This is a genomic window from Micromonospora salmantinae (assembly GCF_022230905.1).
Taxonomy (GTDB): Bacteria; Actinomycetota; Actinomycetes; order Mycobacteriales; family Micromonosporaceae; genus Micromonospora; species Micromonospora salmantinae.
In genome coordinates, this window is record NZ_JAKKFG010000023.1 from 262,374 (window position 1) to 279,464 (window position 17,091).

14 protein-coding genes are annotated in these 17,091 nt (G+C 70.0%); 11 read left to right on the plus strand and 3 right to left on the minus strand.

The annotated features are described in order from the left end of the window. Positions 1–101 precede the first annotated feature (101 nt). The 6 genes from PSH03_RS19555 (at position 102) to PSH03_RS19580 (ending at position 7,461) form a co-directional block, all read left to right on the plus strand. Entirely contained in the window at positions 102–1,958 is a 1,857-nt protein-coding gene (locus PSH03_RS19555; protein ID WP_238690128.1) for a dynamin family protein, read from the plus strand. Continuing rightward, positions 1,955–3,415 carry a P-loop NTPase family protein gene (locus PSH03_RS19560; protein ID WP_238689989.1) on the plus strand — a complete coding sequence of 487 codons (1,461 nt, stop codon included), beginning with the start codon at positions 1,955–1,957 and terminating at the stop codon, positions 3,413–3,415. The genes PSH03_RS19555 and PSH03_RS19560 overlap by 4 nt, the downstream gene beginning before the upstream one ends. Positions 3,416–3,553: 138 nt before the next feature. After that, the gene (locus tag PSH03_RS19565) at positions 3,554–4,576 is read left to right on the plus strand and encodes an ABC transporter substrate-binding protein (RefSeq protein WP_210781429.1); all 1,023 of its coding nucleotides are present in this window, start codon (positions 3,554–3,556) and stop codon (positions 4,574–4,576) included. A 31-nt stretch (positions 4,577–4,607) separates the two neighbouring features. Continuing rightward, entirely contained in the window at positions 4,608–5,615 is a 1,008-nt protein-coding gene (locus tag PSH03_RS19570; protein WP_238689990.1) for a FecCD family ABC transporter permease, read from the plus strand. 5 nt (positions 5,616–5,620) lie between these two features. Next, positions 5,621–6,691: a FecCD family ABC transporter permease gene (locus PSH03_RS19575; protein ID WP_238689991.1), complete on the plus strand. Its 1,071-nt coding sequence runs from the start codon at positions 5,621–5,623 to the stop codon at positions 6,689–6,691. Then, positions 6,688–7,461 (plus strand): ABC transporter ATP-binding protein, encoded by a 774-nt coding sequence (locus PSH03_RS19580; protein ID WP_238689992.1) that lies wholly within the window; start codon positions 6,688–6,690, stop codon positions 7,459–7,461. Before PSH03_RS19575 ends, PSH03_RS19580 begins: the two co-directional genes overlap by 4 nt. Positions 7,462–7,524: 63 nt before the next feature. On the opposite strand, the gene PSH03_RS19585 is transcribed toward PSH03_RS19580, so the two are convergent. Both PSH03_RS19585 and PSH03_RS19590 read right to left on the minus strand, forming a co-directional pair. Next, positions 7,525–7,815 (minus strand): DUF1540 domain-containing protein, encoded by a 291-nt coding sequence (locus PSH03_RS19585; protein ID WP_112678265.1) that lies wholly within the window; start codon positions 7,813–7,815, stop codon positions 7,525–7,527. A gap of 136 nt (positions 7,816–7,951) precedes the next feature. Continuing rightward, positions 7,952–8,683 (minus strand): DUF2470 domain-containing protein, encoded by a 732-nt coding sequence (locus tag PSH03_RS19590; RefSeq protein WP_238689993.1) that lies wholly within the window; start codon positions 8,681–8,683, stop codon positions 7,952–7,954. A 41-nt stretch (positions 8,684–8,724) separates the two neighbouring features. Between PSH03_RS19590 and rpsD the strand changes: the two genes are divergently transcribed. The 5 genes from rpsD to PSH03_RS19615 all read left to right on the plus strand — a co-directional run bounded on the left by rpsD (position 8,725) and on the right by PSH03_RS19615 (position 16,700). Next, positions 8,725–9,333 (plus strand): 30S ribosomal protein S4, encoded by a 609-nt coding sequence (gene rpsD / locus PSH03_RS19595; RefSeq protein ID WP_210781424.1) that lies wholly within the window; start codon positions 8,725–8,727, stop codon positions 9,331–9,333. 255 nt (positions 9,334–9,588) lie between these two features. After that, the gene (locus tag PSH03_RS19600) at positions 9,589–13,530 is read left to right on the plus strand and encodes a ThuA domain-containing protein (protein ID WP_238689994.1); all 3,942 of its coding nucleotides are present in this window, start codon (positions 9,589–9,591) and stop codon (positions 13,528–13,530) included. 764 nt (positions 13,531–14,294) lie between these two features. Further along, positions 14,295–14,954: an HAD family hydrolase gene (locus PSH03_RS19605; RefSeq protein ID WP_238689995.1), complete on the plus strand. Its 660-nt coding sequence runs from the start codon at positions 14,295–14,297 to the stop codon at positions 14,952–14,954. 325 nt (positions 14,955–15,279) lie between these two features. Next, the gene (locus PSH03_RS19610) at positions 15,280–15,627 is read left to right on the plus strand and encodes a PadR family transcriptional regulator (RefSeq protein ID WP_210781421.1); all 348 of its coding nucleotides are present in this window, start codon (positions 15,280–15,282) and stop codon (positions 15,625–15,627) included. Beyond that, on the plus strand, positions 15,624–16,700 hold the full coding sequence (locus PSH03_RS19615) for a hypothetical protein (RefSeq protein ID WP_238689996.1): 1,077 nt from the start codon (positions 15,624–15,626) through the stop codon (positions 16,698–16,700). The genes PSH03_RS19610 and PSH03_RS19615 overlap by 4 nt, the downstream gene beginning before the upstream one ends. Here PSH03_RS19615 and PSH03_RS19620 read toward each other — a convergent pair. Beyond that, on the minus strand, positions 16,694–17,008 hold the full coding sequence (locus tag PSH03_RS19620; protein WP_210781419.1) for a hypothetical protein: 315 nt from the start codon (positions 17,006–17,008) through the stop codon (positions 16,694–16,696). The genes PSH03_RS19615 and PSH03_RS19620 overlap by 7 nt on opposite strands. Positions 17,009–17,091: the final 83 nt, after the last annotated feature.

Here is a 17,091-nt window from a genome sequence, read left to right on the forward strand (position 1 = left end):
CGGAGCGGAGGGCCGGATCGTCTCGGGCGATCCGGCCCTTCCCGGTTCCACATCCGGTCCCTCTTGATAATTAAGCCGAAATCCGCACACTTGGTGCGGTGATGGCCGGGATCTGGTTGGACGTGCTGGACGAGATCGCCCGCACGTGCACTGCACACGGTCGCGGTGACCTACTCCAGACGGTGCGGCAGAAGCGCGCGCAACTGCTGGACCCGACGCTGCGTGTCCTGGTCATCGGCGAGCCGAACCAGGGCAAGAGTCAGCTGATCAACGCGATCATCAATGCTCCGGCGTGCCCGGTCGGCGACGGCCGGACGACAGTCCTGCCGACCGTCGTGCGGCACGCCGAGGCCCCGACCGCGGCGGTGGCGCAGGTGCCGCCACCAGCCCCGGGGCACCCCACCGGCACCGCCGACGCGGTGGCCGTCGAGCGGACCCCGGTGGCGCTCAACCAGGTCGCGGCGGGCGTGGCCGGCCTGGTCGGACGTCGGCCGGGCGGCGGCCCGGCGTACGTCGAGATCGGACTGCCCCGTGCCCTGCTCGGTGCCGGGCTGGTGCTGGTGGACACTCCCGGCACCGACGAGGTCGCCGGCATCGGCGCCGCCGCTTCGGTCGCCGCACCGGCCCGCGCGGACACCGTGCTGCTGGTCTCCGACTCCACTCGGGAGTTGTCGGTCGCCGAGCTGAACATGCTGCTGCACATCATGCGGTCGCATCCGAACGTGGTGGTGGTGCAGAGCAAGACCGATCTGGTCGCGGACTGGCGTACTGTCGCCGAGCGCAACCGGCAGCACCTGGCCGAGGCGGGGGTTCCGGCGACGCTGATCCCGGTCTCGGCGGCGCTGCGACTGCGCGCGGCCGCGGCCGACGACCGTGTGCTCAACGCGGAGTCGGGTTTCCCGGCGCTGATCGCCCGCCTGCAACGCGACCTGACCGGCAAGGCCGACCACCTGGCCCGGGCGGCGGTGCAGACGGTGTCCCGGACGGTGGTGGAGCAGTTGGCCGCGCCGTTGCGTGCCGAGTTGGCGACCCAGGAGGCCGAGGAGCAGTCCGGGCCGATCTCCCGGCTGCACGCGGCGCAGCGCGAGGTCGACGAGCTGCGCCGGTGCTCCACCCGGTGGCAGAACACGTTGACCGACGAGATCACCGACCTGCTCGCCGACCTTGAGTACGACCTGCGTGACCGGACCCGACAGATCCTGCGCGCGGTGGACGAGGCGTTCGACACCGCCGACCCGTTGGTCGCCTGGGACACCTTCCAGGACTGGCTGGAGCGGAGCCTGGTGGAGGCGGCGGAGGCGAACCACGAGTGGCTGATCCAGCGCTGTGACTGGATTGCCCGGCGGGTGGCCGCCAACTTCGACAGGTACGGCTACGACGTGTTGCCGCCCTGGTCGATGACGATGCCGGACGACATCGGCGAGCGACTGCCCGAGCTGCAACGGCCGACGATCGACCGGTTCACCACCGGCCAGAAGCTGTTCACCGGCATGAAGGGCTCGTACGGCGGCATGCTGATGTTCGGTCTGGCGACCACCCTGGCCGGCATGCCGATGATCAATCCGGTCTCGGTCGGCATCGGGGCGCTCTTCGGCGGCAAGAGCATCCGTGACGAGAGCAAGCAGTTGCTCCGTCGTCGGCAGGCGACGGTCAAGACGGCCATCCAGCGGCATGTCGACGACTTCTTCGTCCGGATCATCCGAGACTGCCGCGACGCCGCCCGGCAGGTGCAGCGGATGCTGCGCGACCACTTCACCGGGCTGACCGAGGAGCTCCAGGAGGCCATCGTGCAGTCGTTCCGCAGCGCGAAGCAGGAGGCCGACACCGATGCCTCAGTGCGCGAGCAGCGGCAGCGCGAGATCCGGTTGAAGATGACCCGGTTGGCGGCGGTGTACGAGCAGGCTCAGCAGTTGACCGGTGCCCGGTCCGCCCCGCTCCTGCTGGAGCCGCAGGCATGACGGTGGGGGTGCGTCTGGACGAGGCGGCGTGGGGGTTGCTGCACCAGGCCATCGAGCTGTACCAGGACAATCCCCGGGCCGTCGCCGAGCTTCGGCAACAGGTGGCCCGGTTGGAGCAGCCACTGCGGATCGCCGTCGTCGGCCCGTGGCGATCGGGTAAGTCGACTGTGCTCAACGCGTTGATGGGCGAGGAGGTCGCGCCGGTCGAGCGGGCCGACGGGGCCTTCACCTGGTACGAGGACGGGGCCGCGCCGCGTGCCACCGCCTACCCGGTCGGGCAGCCACCGCAGGAGTTGGCAGTGGTGAAGTCGGCGACCGGGCTGCGGGTGGATCTGGGCTGGGGTGCGGGGGAGGTGCGGGACATCGTGGTGCGGTGGCCGACGCGGGCGCTGCGGCAGATCACGCTGATCGACACCCCGGCGGTCACCGGCGGCGCCGAGCAGGGCCGGGCGCCGGTGTTGGAGCGGGTGTTGCGCGACTCGGACGCGGTGTTGTACCTGACCCGCGACGGTCGCGACAGCGACCTGCGGGTGCTGGAGTCCGCACGGGACAGTGCCGTCGGACAGTCCGCCCCGGTCAACGTGATCATGGTGTTGTCCCGCGCCGACGAGACCGGCGGCGGCCGGATCGACGGTCTGCTCACGGCCCGCCAGCTCGCCCGCCGGCACTACCGCGACCCGAGGGTGAACGCGCTGAGCGTGAACGTCGTGGCGTGCAGCGGCATGATCGGCCTGGCCGGCCGGATGCTCGGTGAGTCCGACTTCGCCGCGCTCGCGACAGTGGCTCAGGTGCCCCGGGCGGAGCTGGACACCCACCTCATCTCCGCCGACCGCTTCCTCCGTGGCGAGCTGCCGGTACGGCTGGACACCGAGGTGCGCGCCGCGCTGCTGGGCCGGTTCGGGGTCTTCGGTGTCCGGCTGGCGGCCACGCTGGTGCGCAGCGGGTTCGACAGCCGGGTGAAGCTCTCCGCGGAGTTGATTCGTCGCAGCGGTCTCACCGAGCTGCGCGAGTCGGTGACGCGTTGTTTCATCGATCGCCGCGACGCGCTGAAGGCGCGGTCCGCGCTGGCCGCTGTGGAGGCGCTGCTGCGGGCCGAGCCCACCCGGGGCTCCGCCGAGCTGGTCGGCGCGGTGGAGCAGATCCTCGCCGGTGCGCACGAGTTCCGGGAGCTGCGCCTGCTGGTGGCACTGCGGAACACCCGGCTGGGGTTCGACGCGGAGTTGGCCGCCGAGGCGCAACGGCTGGTCGGCGGCGACGGGGTGGGCCTCGCGGCTCGACTCGGTGTCGAGCATGAGGCCGACGTGCGGCAGCTCTGGGAGGTCGCCTCCGACGCGCAGTGGCGGTGGCGGGACCGGGCGGAGGATCCTCTGCTCCCGCTGGCGCAGCGGCGCGGCGCTCAGGTCGTCGTCCGCAGTTGCGAGGGGATGATCGCTGAGCTGGCCGCGGGCGGGCGCTGAGCGTCCGATCGCCGTTTTCGCGGCTGTCTTTCGAGGTGGGGGGCACCCGGCGTTGGCCAAAACCGGAAGTGTTGGTTAGCCTAACCTAACTTTCGGGCCGGATGGCTCGCTTCTCTTCGAAAGATCGGGAACTTCACCATGCATTCATGGCGTCCGGTCCTGGCCGTCGCGGCGCTGAGCGCCGTGCTCGGCGGGCTCACCGGTTGTGGCAACGACACGGGCACCGGTGACACCGCCGCCGCTGCCACCGCCTCCGGTCCCTGGTCTTTCAACGACGGCTCGGGCAAGGTCGTCAAGGCCGACAAGACACCGACGCGGATCATCGCGCACGCCGGCGAGGCCGCGGCGCTCATGTCCTTCGGCATCAAGCCGGTCGGCGTCTACGCCGACGAGTCGGTCAAGACCGACCCGAACCTGAAGAACCTCGACCTCACCGGGATCCAGATCCTCGGCGAGGAGTGGGGCAAGATCGACGTGGAGAAGGCCGCCGCGCTACGTCCCGATCTGATCGTCGGCGACTGGTGGCCGGCCGAGAAGGCGCACAGCGGCATGGAGGAGGGCGTCGACGAGAAGAGCAAGAAGCTCGCCGAACTGGCTCCCGTCGTCGGTGTCACGCAGGGCAAGTCGATCGTCGCGCTGGCCGAGGGGTACGAGGACCTCGCCGAGAGCCTCGGCGCCGACGTGGCCAGCCCGCAGATCGCGGCGAACAAGAAGCGCTTCGAGGACGCGGTGACCGCGTTCAAGGCGGCCACCTCGGCCAAGCCGGACCTGACGGTCGCGGCGATGTCGCCCTCGACGGAGAAGGTCTACGTCGCGAACCCCGAGTACGCGCCCGAGCTGCTGGACCTGCAGACCTGGGGCCTGAAGGTGATCAACCCGGCCAGCCCGGACCCGGCCTTCCCGTACTGGGAGAACCTCAGCTGGGAGAACGCCGACAAGTACCAGCCGGACCTGATCCTGTGGGACGGCCGATCCTTCACGCCCACCGCCAACGCCGAGTGGACCACGAAGCAGCCGACCTGGTCCAAGATCAAGGCTGCCAAGGTCGGTGCCACCGTCTCCTGGCCGGCGTTCTGGCTGCACACGTACGGGGACTTCGCCACCGAGCTGGACAAGCTGACCCAGGCGGTCAAGGCCGCTGATCCGAATGTCGGCAACTAACCAGATCGGGACGCGCACCTCGACGGGAGGCGTGCGGCGAGCCTCTGCCCTCGGGCCGGGGCTCGCCGTCCTCTGCGCGGTCCTCGCCCTCGTCGGCTTCCTGAGCGTGACAATGGGCTCGCGTTCGATCGGGCTCTCCGAGGTGCTGCACGCCCTGTTCAGCCTCGACAGCGACGGGCCGATCAGCAGCACCGTCACGCTGGAGATGCGCGTACCCCGCACGCTGCTCGGCATCCTGGTCGGCGCCGCGCTCGGGGTGGCCGGGGCGATCCTGCAGGGCGTCACCCGCAACCCTCTGGCGGACGCGGGGATCCTGGGCATCAACTCCGGCGCCGCCGCGTTCGTGGTCCTGGCCATCACTGTGCTCGGGGTGCGTGGCGTCGGCGTCTACGTCTGGTTCGCCTTCGCCGGCGCGATCGCGGCGCTGGCCCTCGTGTACGCGGTCGCCTCGCTCGGCCGGGAGGGCGCCACCCCGGTGAAGCTGGCCCTGGCGGGCGCGGCGGTCACCGCCGGCCTGGCCTCGGTGACCAGCGGGATCGTGATGACGAACGTGGACGCCCTCAACGAGCTGCGGTTCTGGCAGGTGGGGTCGCTCGCCGGTCGGTACACCCCGATCCTGACCGGGGTCGCGCCGTTCCTGCTGATCGGCCTCGCCGCGTCGTTGGGCTTCGGGCGGGCCATCAACGGCCTCGCGCTCGGCGAGGACGTCGCGCGTGGCCTCGGCCAGGACGTGACCCGTACCCGCGTGGCCGCCTTCGCCGTGGTCGCGATCCTCGCCGGCGCCGCCACCGCGGCCTGCGGACCGATCGTCTTCGTCGGGCTCGTCGTACCGCACCTGGCGCGGTTCATCTGCGGCCCCGACTACCGCTGGATCCTGCCGTACTCGATGCTGCTGGCGCCCATCGTCCTGCTCCTCGCCGACGTGCTCGGACGGATGGCCGCCGCCCCCGACGAGGTTCAGGTCGGCGTGATCCTCGGGCTGATCGGCGCGCCCGCGTTCATCGCGATCGTGCGCTACGGCCGGTTGTCGGAGGTCTGAAGATGGTGACGACAACGACAACGAGCGACCGTCGCTCCGCCCCGTCGGGCACGGCAGCGGCGCTGCGCGCCAACCGGAGGCGTCGAGCCGGCCGGTCCGTCGTGGTGACCTGTGCCCTGACCGTGACGGTCACCGCCCTCTTCGTGCTCACCATGATGGTGGGCAGCTTCCGCATCGGCGCCGCCGAGGTGATCGCCTCGGTCCTGCACCTGTCCGACAATCCCAGCGTCGACTTCGTCGTCCGTGGCCTGCGGCTGCCGACCGCCGCCGCCGCCGTGACTGTCGGGCTCGCCCTCGGCGCGTCCGGGACGATCTTCCAACAGTTGCTGCGCAACCCCCTCGCGTCCCCGGACTTCGTGGGGATCACCTCGGGGGCAGGGCTGGCGGCCGTCACCGGGATCGTGCTCCTCCAGGCCGGCGGGCTCGTCGTCAGCGGTCTCGCCCTCGGTGGCGCGGTCGCCGCCGCCCTGGCGATGTACCTGCTGGCCTGGCGCGACGGCGTCAGCGGCTACCGCTTCATCCTCATCGGCATCGGGGTGGCGCTCTTCTTCGAGGGCCTGGTCGGCTACGTGCTCAGCCGGGCGCAGCTCTTCGAGGCCCGCCAGGCCATGCACTGGCTTATCGGGTCGGTCGGGCAGGCCAGCACCACGGAGCTGTGGGTGCTCACCGGTGCCCTGATCGTCCTGCTGCCGGTCGCCACGTTGCTGCAACGGCCACTGAGCGCCCTCGCACTCGGTGACGACGCCGCCCGGATGCTGGGTGTCCGGGCCGAGCTCAGCCGGGCCGGGCTGCTCGGCACCGCCGTCGTGCTGGTGGCCCTGGCGGTGTCGGTGGCGGGTCCGATCGCCTTCGTCGCCCTGGTGGCCGGGCCGATCGCCAACCGACTCCTCGGCCCCGCGGGCCAGGGCGTCCTGCCCGCCGCCCTGGTCGGCGCCGCGCTGCTGCTCAGCGCCGATCTCGTCGCCGTGCACGTGCTGCCCACACCGTTGCCCACCGGTGTGGTGACGGGTGCGGTCGGCGCGCCCTACCTGCTGTGGCTGCTGGCCACTACCAACCGACAAGGAGCGGGTGGATGACCCGACTACGCGCCGAGGGCCTCACCCTCGGCTACGACGACCGGACCGTCGTCGACCACCTCGACGTCGCAGTGCTCGACGGCAAGGTCACCGCGATCGTCGGCGCCAACGCCTGCGGCAAGTCCACCCTGCTCCGCGGCCTGGCCCGACTGCTGGCACCGCGCGACGGCGCCGTCTTTCTCGACGACAAACCCCTCGCTGACCTGCGCAACGTCGACGTGGCCAAGGTGCTCGGGCTGCTCCCGCAGACTCCCGTCGCGCCCGACGGCATCACCGTCGCCGACCTGGTGGCCCGTGGTCGCTACCCCCATCAGGGGTGGTTTCGACGGTGGAGCAACGACGACCACGACGCCGTCGCCCGGGCTCTCGACGCCACCGGCACCGCTGATCTGATCGACCGTCCGATCCGGGAGTTGTCCGGTGGCCAACGCCAGCGGGTCTGGGTCGCCATGGCCCTGGCACAGGACACCGACCTGCTGCTGCTCGACGAACCCACCACCTACCTGGACATCAACCACCAGGTCGAGCTGCTGCGGCTGCTGCGGAAACTGAACGCGGAGTCCGGCAAGACCATCGTCATCGTCATGCACGATCTCAACCTCGCCTGCCGTTACTGCGACCACCTCATCGCGATGTCCGGCGGTGCGATAGTCGCCGAGGGGGCGCCGGTCGACGTGGTCACCGGCGACCTCGTCGAGCAGGTGTTCGGTCTCAGCTGTCTCGTCGTACCCGACCCGATCGCCGGCACGCCGATGGTCGTCCCCGCGTAGCGGGCCTCGGACGCGGATGAGGGACGACCGTGGCGGCCGTCCCTCACTGGCGTCGCGCCGGGATCAGCGCGGTTCGTACGTCTGACAGTCCGCGATGTCCTGACCCGGACCCACCCGGATGGACGGCGCGTGGCACTCCAACTCGGCGTTGTGCTGGCAGTCGTCTCGCTTGCAGGCACCGACCTGCGCGATGACGCGGTCCAGCCCGCCCTTCGCCGAGGTGTCGATGAACGTGGCGCAGCTGGCGTTCTGCTGCCCGATGGTGATGGCGAACGCGTGGCAGCCGTCGTGGTTGTAGCCGCAGTCGGTGACTGTGCACTCGTGTACCCGCGGCATCTCCAGCATGTCGGTCATGGCGATCTCGCTTCCGTCGGTGGTGCCGGGTCACCGTGATACCCGGCCTCGACGGGACAACTCCCTATCAGCCGTCTCTTTTGGGGATGTTTTGCATAGGCCAGCCTTGCCTAACCGCCGACGAGGGCGGCGATCGTCAGCGGGCGTGCCGGGCCCGGCAGCCGCGCGCGTGCCGAAGCAGTTCCTCGACCCGCGCGCCGAGTTCGGCCGGATGCCGCAGTGGCGCCCGGAAGGTCAGCCGGACGTCCCGGTCACCAGTGCTCAGCTCCAACCGGAGTACGACACCGTGGCGGTCCAGGCGTACCGGCCGGACCTGGCGGACGCCCTGAAGGTGGCGGGCGGGTATCAGCCGGCTCAGCCCTTCGACGGTGTGCGGGTGGTGGTGGTCGAGGTGGCACAACAGATCCGCCTCGACGGCAGCCATCGGGTCGGGTTGGGCGGTCGCGAACTCGTCCGGGTCGACGCATGTGGTGCGGCCGTCGACGGTCAGTTCGGCGGTGGCGAGGTCGAGGACAGTCACCAGCTCCTGATCGCTCCCGGCCGTAGCGGCCCCGGTCGTCAGCCAGCCAGTGAGCGTGGCGCGCCCGCGCACCCGGTCGCGGACCGGGGTGGGCGCCAGGTCGGTCACCTCGACCATCGCGACGGTCTCCCGCTGGTGCGCGAGGTGTTCGACCAGGTGGCAGCCGACCGGTAGGTCGATCCGCAGCCGCCCGTCGCTCGTCACGAGGTGTCGTCCGACGACGTAGGCCTCGACGCCCGGGATGTGCAGGGTGAGGGAGTCGGCGGCGACGAGCATCGATCGGATTCGGACACCCGCGTCGTCAGTGGAGTCCGCCGTGCTGGTCGAGGGCTTGCTCAAGGCGATCATCTCCTAATAAGGTTAGCCTTACCTTACTTGAGAGGCGAAGCATGAATCAGACCCGTCCCAAGGTCAAGCGTTCCCGTGCCCTGGGCATCGCGTTGACCCCGAAGTGCGTGCGCTACTTCGAACGCCGTCCGTTCCCGCCGGGGCAGCACGGCCGGGCCCGACGCACCACCAGCGACTACAAGGTCCGGCTGCTGGAGAAGCAGCGGCTCAAGGCGCAGTACGACCTGCACGAGGGGCAGCTCCGGCGCGCGTTCGACCGGGCCGTGCGCCGGCCCGGCAAGACCGGTGAGGAACTGATCGTCGAGCTGGAGAGTCGGCTGGACGCGCTGGTGCTGCGAGCCGGCTTCGCCCGCACCATCTACCAGGCCCGCCAGGTCGTCACCCATCAGCACGTCACTGTGAACGGCCGTCGCCTGGACCGGCCGTCCGCGCGGCTGCAACCCGGTGACGTCATCGAGGTGGCGCAGCGCAGTCGGGGCAAGGCGCCGTTCGTCGTGGCGGCGGCCGGGGCGCACGCCCCGGAACGTCTCGCGCCCTACCTTGAGGTGAGCCTGCCCGGCCTGACCGCTCGGCTGACCCGGCTCCCGCTCCGCTCGGAGGTCCCGGTGGTCTGCGCCGAGCAACTCGTCGTCGAGTACTACTCGCGCTGACCGAGGGTTGGGAGGGGCCCCGAGTGCGGGCACCTGCGCCGGGGCCCTCCGCTGGTGGATCGCGGCCCGAAAACCGTTATTCGATCTCACTTCACACGGTCGCCCCTGACCTGCGGAGATAACGCTCTCACGGATGGTGGGAGAGTGCTTGACGCGCCCGTGATCCGGACGCAACGATGCATTCACATGTCTCGTCCCACCACCGCTAGGCGTGATCGGCGCACGCCGTCCCTCGCACCGCGAAAGGACCCCACTGTGCGCAGATCCCTGAGATCGTGGCTCGGCCTCGCGCTGAGCGCGATCCTCGTGGCCGGCGGCATCGTCGCCTCGCCACCCACGGCCAGCGCCGCACCGTTCACCGTGCTGGTCTTCAGCAAGACCGCCGGGTTCCGGCACGGATCCATCACCCCGGGCATCGCCGCGATCCAGCAGCTCGGTGCGGCCAACGGCTTCACCGTCGAGGCCACCGAGGACGCCGCCCAGTTCACCGACGCCAACCTGGACCGGTTCGCCGCGGTGATCTGGCTCTCCACCACCGGCGACGTGCTCAACGCCGCCCAGCAGGCCGCGTTCGAGCGCTACATCACCGGCGGCGGTGGGTACGTGGGCGTGCACTCCGCCTCCGACACCGAGTACGACTGGCAGTGGTACGGGGGACTGGTCGGGGCGTACTTCGCCTCGCACCCGGCCGAGCAGAACGTCACAGTGAAGGTCGCCGACCAGGTGCACCCGTCCACCGCGACGCTGCCGCAGCGGTGGAGCCGGTTCGACGAGTTGTACAACTACCGCACCAACCCCCGCGGCAACGCGCACGTGCTGGCCACCCTGGACGAGAGCACCTACACCGGCGGGAGCATGGGCGCCGACCACCCGATCTCCTGGTGCCAGAACTACTCCGGCGGCCGAGCCTGGTACACCGGCCTGGGGCACACCGACGCGTCGTACAGCGAGGCGAACTTCCGTCAGCACCTGCTCGGCGGCATCCGGACGGCCGCCGGCGCCGTCGACGCCGACTGTGGCCCCACCGTCACCAGCAGCTTCCAGCAGGTGGAGCTGGCCAAGGGCGCGGCCGAGACCGGTGAGCCGATGAGCCTCACCGTCCTGCCGGACCGGGGCGTGCTGCACACCTCCCGCAACGGCGTGATCCGGCACACCGACGCCGCCGGCAACACCAAGATCGCCGCCACCCTGCCGGTCTACACCGGCGACGAGGAGGGTCTGCAGGGCATCAAGGCCGACCCGAACTTCGCCACCAACCGCTGGGTGTACGCGTACTTCGCCCCACCACTGAGCACCCCGGGCGGCGGTGCGCCGGCCACCGGCACCCCGGCCGAATTCGCCGTCTGGGAGGGCGTCAACCGGCTGGCCCGGTTCACCGTCAACGCGGACAACACCATCAACCTGGCCAGCGAGACGTTGATCCTCAACGTGCCGACCAGCCGGGGCATGTGCTGCCACGTCGGCGGTGACATGGACTTCGACGCGGCCGGCAACCTCTACCTGTCCACCGGTGACGACACCAACCCGTTCGACTCGGCCGGCTTCACCCCGATCGACGAGCGAGCCGGGCGCAATCCGGCCTTCGACGCGCAGCGCACCTCGGCGAACAGCAACGACCTGCGCGGCAAGGTGCTGCGGATCAAGCCGAGCGCGGCCGGCGGCTACACCATCCCGGCCGGCAACATGTTCGCCCCGGGCACCGCACGGACCCGCCCGGAGGTCTACGCGATGGGCTTCCGCAACCCGTTCCGGATGAGCGTGGACAAGGCCACCGGCATCGTCTACCTCGGTGACTACGGCCCCGACGCGGGCACCGCCGACCCGAACCGGGGGCCGGCGGGCAACGTCGAGTTCGCCCGCATCGACCGGCCCGGCTTCTACGGCTGGCCGTACTGCACCGCCCGCAACGACGCCTACAACGACTACACCTTCCCGTCCGGGCCGTCCGGGGCGAAGTTCAACTGCGCCGGCGGGCCGGTGAACAACTCGCCGAACAACACCGGCATCACCCAGCTGCCGCCGGCCGTCTCGGCCTGGTTGCCGTACGGCGGCTCCGGCTCGCCGCCGGAGTTCACCGGCGGTGGCCTGTCGCCGATGGGCGGGCCGGTCTACCGGTACGACCCGAACAACACCTCGCCCGTGGCGTTCCCCGAGTACTACGACGGGACCTACTTCGCCGGTGAGTTCGGTCGCCGCTGGATCAAGAACATCAAGCTCGACTCGTCCGGCCAACCACTGAAGATCAACCCGTTCCCGTGGACCGGCACCCAGGTCATGGACATGGAGTTCGGCCCGGACGGCGCGCTCTACGTGCTCGACTACGGCACCGGCTGGTTCAACGGCGACGCCAACTCGGCGCTCTACCGCATCGAGTACGCCCGTGAGGGCAGAGCACCCATCGCCAAGGTGTCCGCCACCCCGACCAGCGGCACCGCGCCGCTGACAGTGGCCTTCTCCTCGGCCGGCACCCTCGACCCGGACGGCGACCCGTTCACCTACGCCTGGGACTTCGACAACAACGGCACCACCGACTCGACAGCGCCGAACCCGAGCTTCACGTACACCACCAACGGGACCCGCAGCCCGACGTTGACGGTCCGGGACACCACCGGCAAGACGGCCACCGCGAGCGTGGTCGTCACGGTCGGCAACAGTGCCCCGGTGGTCACCGTCAACACCCCGTTGAACGGGCAGACCTTCAGTTTCGGGGACGCCGTGCCGTTCTCCGTCACCGTCAGCGACGCCCAGGACGGCGCGATCAACTGTGCCCGGGTCAAGGTGAACTACGTCCTCGGCCACGACTCGCACGGCCACCAGCTCGGCAGCGTGCAGGGCTGCACCGGGGTCATCCAGACCTCGGCCGACGGCGAGCACGACACGGCGGCGAACATCTTCGGCATCATCGACGCCGAGTACACCGACCTGGGTGGAGGCGGCCAGCCCGCCCTGACCACGCACACCCAGGCGGTGCTGCAACCTCGGGTACGCCAGGCCGAGCACTTCGGTGACTCGTCCGGCGTCCAGGTCGTCGCCGGGGCGGCAGGGCACGGCGGCGCGGCGGTCGGCTACATCGACAACAACGACTGGATCTCGTTCCGCCCGTACAACCTGACCGGCGTCCAGTCGTTCAGCGCCCGGGTCGGCGCGCCGGCCGGCGGTGGCGGCACGTTGGAGCTGCGGGTCGACTCGCCCACCGGGCCGCTGGTCGGTTCGGCCACCGTGGTGCCGACCGGTGGGTACGCCAACTTCGCCACTGTGACCGGTGGGGTCACCGCCCCGACCGGCACCCGGACCCTGTTCCTGGTCTTCAAGGGCACCGGCCCGTACTTCGACATCGACGAGTTCACTCTCTCCACCAGTCCCGGCGGTCCCGGACCTGACCCGGACCCGGACCCGGATCCCGAGCCGGGCGCCAACCTGGCCAGGGGCAAGCCGGCGCGCGCGTCCAGCTTCGAGGGCGCGTTCACAGCGGCCAACGCGTTCGACGGCGTGGCCGGTACCCGGTGGGGCAGCGCCTTCGGTGACCCACAGTGGATCGACGTGGACCTCGGCGCCACGTACGCCATCAACCGGGTCAAGCTGACCTGGGAGGCGGCGTACGGCAGCGGATACCAGATCCAGACCTCACCGGACGGGGTCACCTTCACCACGATCCGTACGGTGACCGGTGGTGACGGCGGGGTGGACGACCTGACCGGGCTCAGCGGGTCCGGCCGGTACATCCGGTTGCTCGGCACGGCCCGGGGGACCGCCTGGGGCTACTCGCTGTTCGAGTTCGAGGTGTACGGAGGCACCGGAACGCCGACGGGCGGCAACCTGCTGCTGAACAAGCCCACGTCGACGTCCAGCAACGAGGGGGCCGACGTGTCCGGCGCCCAGGCGGTGGACGGCAGCCTCACCACCCGCTGGTCGAGCACGTTCTCCGACCCGCAGTGGATCCGCGTGGACCTCGGCAGCGCCACCGCGATCGGCCGGGTCAAGCTGAGCTGGGAGGCGGCGTACAGCAGCGCGTACCAGATCCAGACCTCGATTGACGGCACCACCTGGACCACAGTGAAGACGGTGACCGGGGCCGACGGCGGCGTGGACGAGCACACCGCCCTCGGTGCCAACGGCCGCTACCTGCGGATCTACGGCACGGCCCGGGGCACCGGATACGGCCACTCACTCTGGGAGTTGGAGGCGTACGCCAGCTGAACCACCACCTGAGTCCGCCCCCACCCTCGATTGGGCGGTGGGGGCGGGCTCGCCTCGATCACGTGATGTTCAGTAGCTCCGAGGGCCGTCTGACAAATACTCCTCAACGCCGTTGCGTTAGGGCTGTGGTCGGCGGGTCACCCTCTGCTGGAGAAGGACTGGTGGTAGATCAACGTGTGGCGAGCAAGAGGACCGCGTCGATCTTGCGGTTTCTGTTGTTGATATGGGTGGATGTGCCCCTTGCGTCGGGACAGAAAATGCAAGATCGCGGAGCAGGATCGGTTCGGGCTCTGCGATCATGGAGCGGTGGTGCCTGGCTTGGGGTTTTACGGGCGCTTTGTCGCCCACCACAATCCCATGATCGGCGAGGCGGGCACCAGTTGACGAACGGCCGTTCGTCCTAAAGCCAGTCGGAGATGTAGTACAGGCTCGTGCCGGCGTCGGAGTCATCTGGGCCATCGAGCTTGTTGGCTGCGTCCTCCACGGCGTCGCGGAGTCGTACGACTCCTGTGCAACGGCCAGCGTCGCGTACGCCGCGCCGTACTGGCGTAGGTCATCGGTCTCCAGCTTGACCCCGAGCTGTCGTCGCTATTCCGGTAACTCCTGGCTGAGCGGAGCTGATGCGGCGCAGGGAAGCTGATGCCGTGGATCAGTGGATGCGATGCCGCTCAAGGGGTCTGATGCGCTCGCGGCCCCTGCGCTTGGCAGCCGCCAGCATGAGGTGACTGCCCGGGAGCCCACGTCTGACGGGTACTGTCTCGGCCATGATCCGTGGAGCGGCGTTCTTTGATGTCGATGGAACGCTGACGCCGACCAGTAGCGGCCAGCACCTCGCCGAGCTCGTCGGCAATGCCAAGGAGATCGCACAAATACAAGCCGGCTACGCAGCTGGCACCTTGAGAAGTGACGAGGCGTGCGTGCTCGAAGCTCGTGGGTGGGCAAGCAGGACACCCGCTGAAGCACAGGCTTTTCTGGAGTCGTTGCCACTGGTGGACGGCATTGCGGAGACGGTTTCGTGGTGCCGGGCCCATTCGCTCGTACCGGTACTGACCACGCTGGCGTGGGACTTCGTCGGCGCCTACCTGTGCAGCCGCTTCGGCTTCGACCGAGCGTGCGGACCGCGCTTGCACATAGTCGACGGCCGCTACAGCGGCGAGGTCGCCGAGCAGTTCGACGAGCAGGCCAAGCGCGATTTCGCCATCAGGATGGCCAGCGAGCTGGGCGTCGAACTCCGGCACTGCGCGGCCATCGGTGACGGGCGCTCGGATGTACCGCTGTTCGGCGTGGTCGGCTGTGCCATCGCATTCAACGCGACCCCCGAAGCTCGTGCCGCCGCCAGCGAAACGGTCAACGGCCCTGACCTCCATGCCGTCGCGCCCGCCCTCAGCGCCTGGCTGGACACCATCGCCTTGCCCGCTAGCTGACAAGCGGATCAAACGCTGGAGAAGCGTCCGCTCGGAACTTGCGCACCCGGTACGTCAGCGAGAGAGAACACGAGACTTCCGCCGCCTGCCCTCCGAGTGCTTCCGGCGCCAGTGAGAGTCGTCAGTCGGCGAACGCCAGCCCGACCACCGCACTGATCCGGATGCGAGACACCCGGCCGGATGGAGCACCGCAACACGTCATCCGACGCTTCACGTCACTGCTGGAGCGATGCTTCCACCGACTGCGGATCTTCGTGCCGGCCGCGTTCGTCCCCCAGCTCTCGCCGTCCTTGCATATACCGGCTATCGGTATATGCTTCCTGGCATGGCTGAGTCTCCACTGCGGGAACCGACGTTCCTGGTGCTCACCGCGCTGGCGGAGGCGCCCATGCACGGGTACGCCGTCATCGAGGACGTGCTGCGCATCTCCGACGGACGGGTGCGCCTACGCGCCGGCACCCTCTACGCCGTCCTCGACCGGCTCCGCGCCGACGGCCTCATCGAGGTCGAGCGCGAAGAGGTGGTGCAGTCGCGGCTGCGCCGCTACTACCGCCTCACCGCCCTGGGCGCGCGGCGGCTCACCGAGGAGGCGTCCCGCCTCCGACACAACGCGGACGCCGCTCGGGTGCGGCTGCGCCGCAGTGGCCTCCTGACTGACGGGGGAGCGGCGTGAGCAGCGACGATCTGGAGCGCCGCTACCGGCGGCTGCTGGCCGCCTATCCGTGGGAACACCGTCGGGTGTACGAGGACGAGATGTTGGCCGTGCTCCTCGCCGGCGCGCGGCCGGGCCAGCGACGACCCGCCGCCGCCGACGTGCGGAATCTGGTCGGCGCCGGGTTGCGGGCGCGGTTGCGGGTGGGCGCACGGGGGTTCACCGAGCCAAGCTGGGCGGACGCGGCGACGGTGACCGGCCTGCTGGTCGGGGTCGTTCTGCTGGCCCTCGCCGGAAAGGCGCTGCTCGACCAGCTCGTCCTCGCGCCGAAGATGCCGCCCGCGTTCGGGTCGAGCAGCCCGGATCTCGTCGACTGGTTGCGCGTCGCCGGCTGGGCGGGTGTCTGCGCCACGGTGCTGGTCGGATGGCGTTGGGTCGCCGCCGGTCTGGCCTGGGCCGGCGTGCTCGGTTGGGGCGCGCTGGTCGCCCCGCAGACCAGTGACAACCCGACCTACGTGGTGGACACGCTGCCGCAGCTCGCCCTCGCCGTGGTGGTAGCCGCCGCGCTCACCGTGCCGGCGCCGCGCCGCCGGGCGATCACGCTGCTGGGCGTACGCCGACTGCTGGCCCTGCTGCTCGCACCGGCCGCGATCGTCGCGCTGCTGGTGACAAACCGGGTGACCAGTCCCGCATTCGTATTCGTCGGCGGAACGTCCTATCAGGTCTTCTACGACATCGAGGCGAGCAGTGAGCTGGTCCTCTGGCTCTACGTCGCGGGCCTGGCGGCCGCCGCGTCGGCCATGGTGATCGCGGTAGCCACGCTCACTCCGGAGGTACGCCGACGGGTCGTCGTCATGCTCCTGCCGGTGGCGGCCCTCGCCCTGGTGATCGACAGTGCCCTCGCCGGTTGGGTCACCTCGACCATGCACATGGGACACGTCGTCCCCCTGGTGCCGGCGCAGTGGGCGATGCTGGTGCTCGTCGCGCCGGTGACCTTCCTGGCCGGGGCGTTGCTCGTCCGCCGTCGGGAGGAGACCCTGCGCATGGTCGCCCTCGGCCGCAACGCCGACCGCGAGCAGCCAATGGGTCAGTGAAGCGGCAGACTGCTCACCCGACCGTGGGGTCTCCCATGGCCCTCGGGGAACACCGCTCGGCTGAGATAGTGCCGGGACTGCCGATCGAAGCGCCCGAGCAGATCACGGGCAGCGGGCGGGACAACGGAGGTTGACGGATCGCCGCCGGTGAAGGCTGCCACCGCGGCGAAGTCGGTGAAGGTCATGGCGGTGAGAAATTCGCTGCCCTTGGCGGGATCCAGCTCCTGCGGGGAACGACGCAGAACCCGAAGCTCCTGTAGCCCGGCCACGCGCCGGGCAAGGATCGAGGGCGCGATGTCCTGCGTCAACAACCGTTCGTAGGCGTCAGCGAGAGCGGGCTCCGTCCACCCGCTCCACAGTCGAAGAATCATGACAGTATGCTGTCAGTCTG

Coding starts and splice junctions, on each gene's coding strand:
- PSH03_RS19555 (WP_238690128.1), top strand. CDS start 102: ATGGCCGGGATCTGGTTGGACGTGCTGGACGAGATCGCCCGCACGTGC.
- PSH03_RS19590 (WP_238689993.1), bottom strand. CDS start 8,683: ATGATCGCCTTGAGCAAGCCCTCGACCAGCACGGCGGACTCCACTGAC.
- rpsD (WP_210781424.1), top strand. CDS start 8,725: ATGAATCAGACCCGTCCCAAGGTCAAGCGTTCCCGTGCCCTGGGCATC.
- PSH03_RS19610 (WP_210781421.1), top strand. CDS start 15,280: ATGGCTGAGTCTCCACTGCGGGAACCGACGTTCCTGGTGCTCACCGCG.
- PSH03_RS19585 (WP_112678265.1), bottom strand. CDS start 7,815: ATGACCGACATGCTGGAGATGCCGCGGGTACACGAGTGCACAGTCACC.
- PSH03_RS19565 (WP_210781429.1), top strand. CDS start 3,554: ATGCATTCATGGCGTCCGGTCCTGGCCGTCGCGGCGCTGAGCGCCGTG.
- PSH03_RS19580 (WP_238689992.1), top strand. CDS start 6,688: ATGACCCGACTACGCGCCGAGGGCCTCACCCTCGGCTACGACGACCGG.
- PSH03_RS19605 (WP_238689995.1), top strand. CDS start 14,295: ATGATCCGTGGAGCGGCGTTCTTTGATGTCGATGGAACGCTGACGCCG.
- PSH03_RS19560 (WP_238689989.1), top strand. CDS start 1,955: ATGACGGTGGGGGTGCGTCTGGACGAGGCGGCGTGGGGGTTGCTGCAC.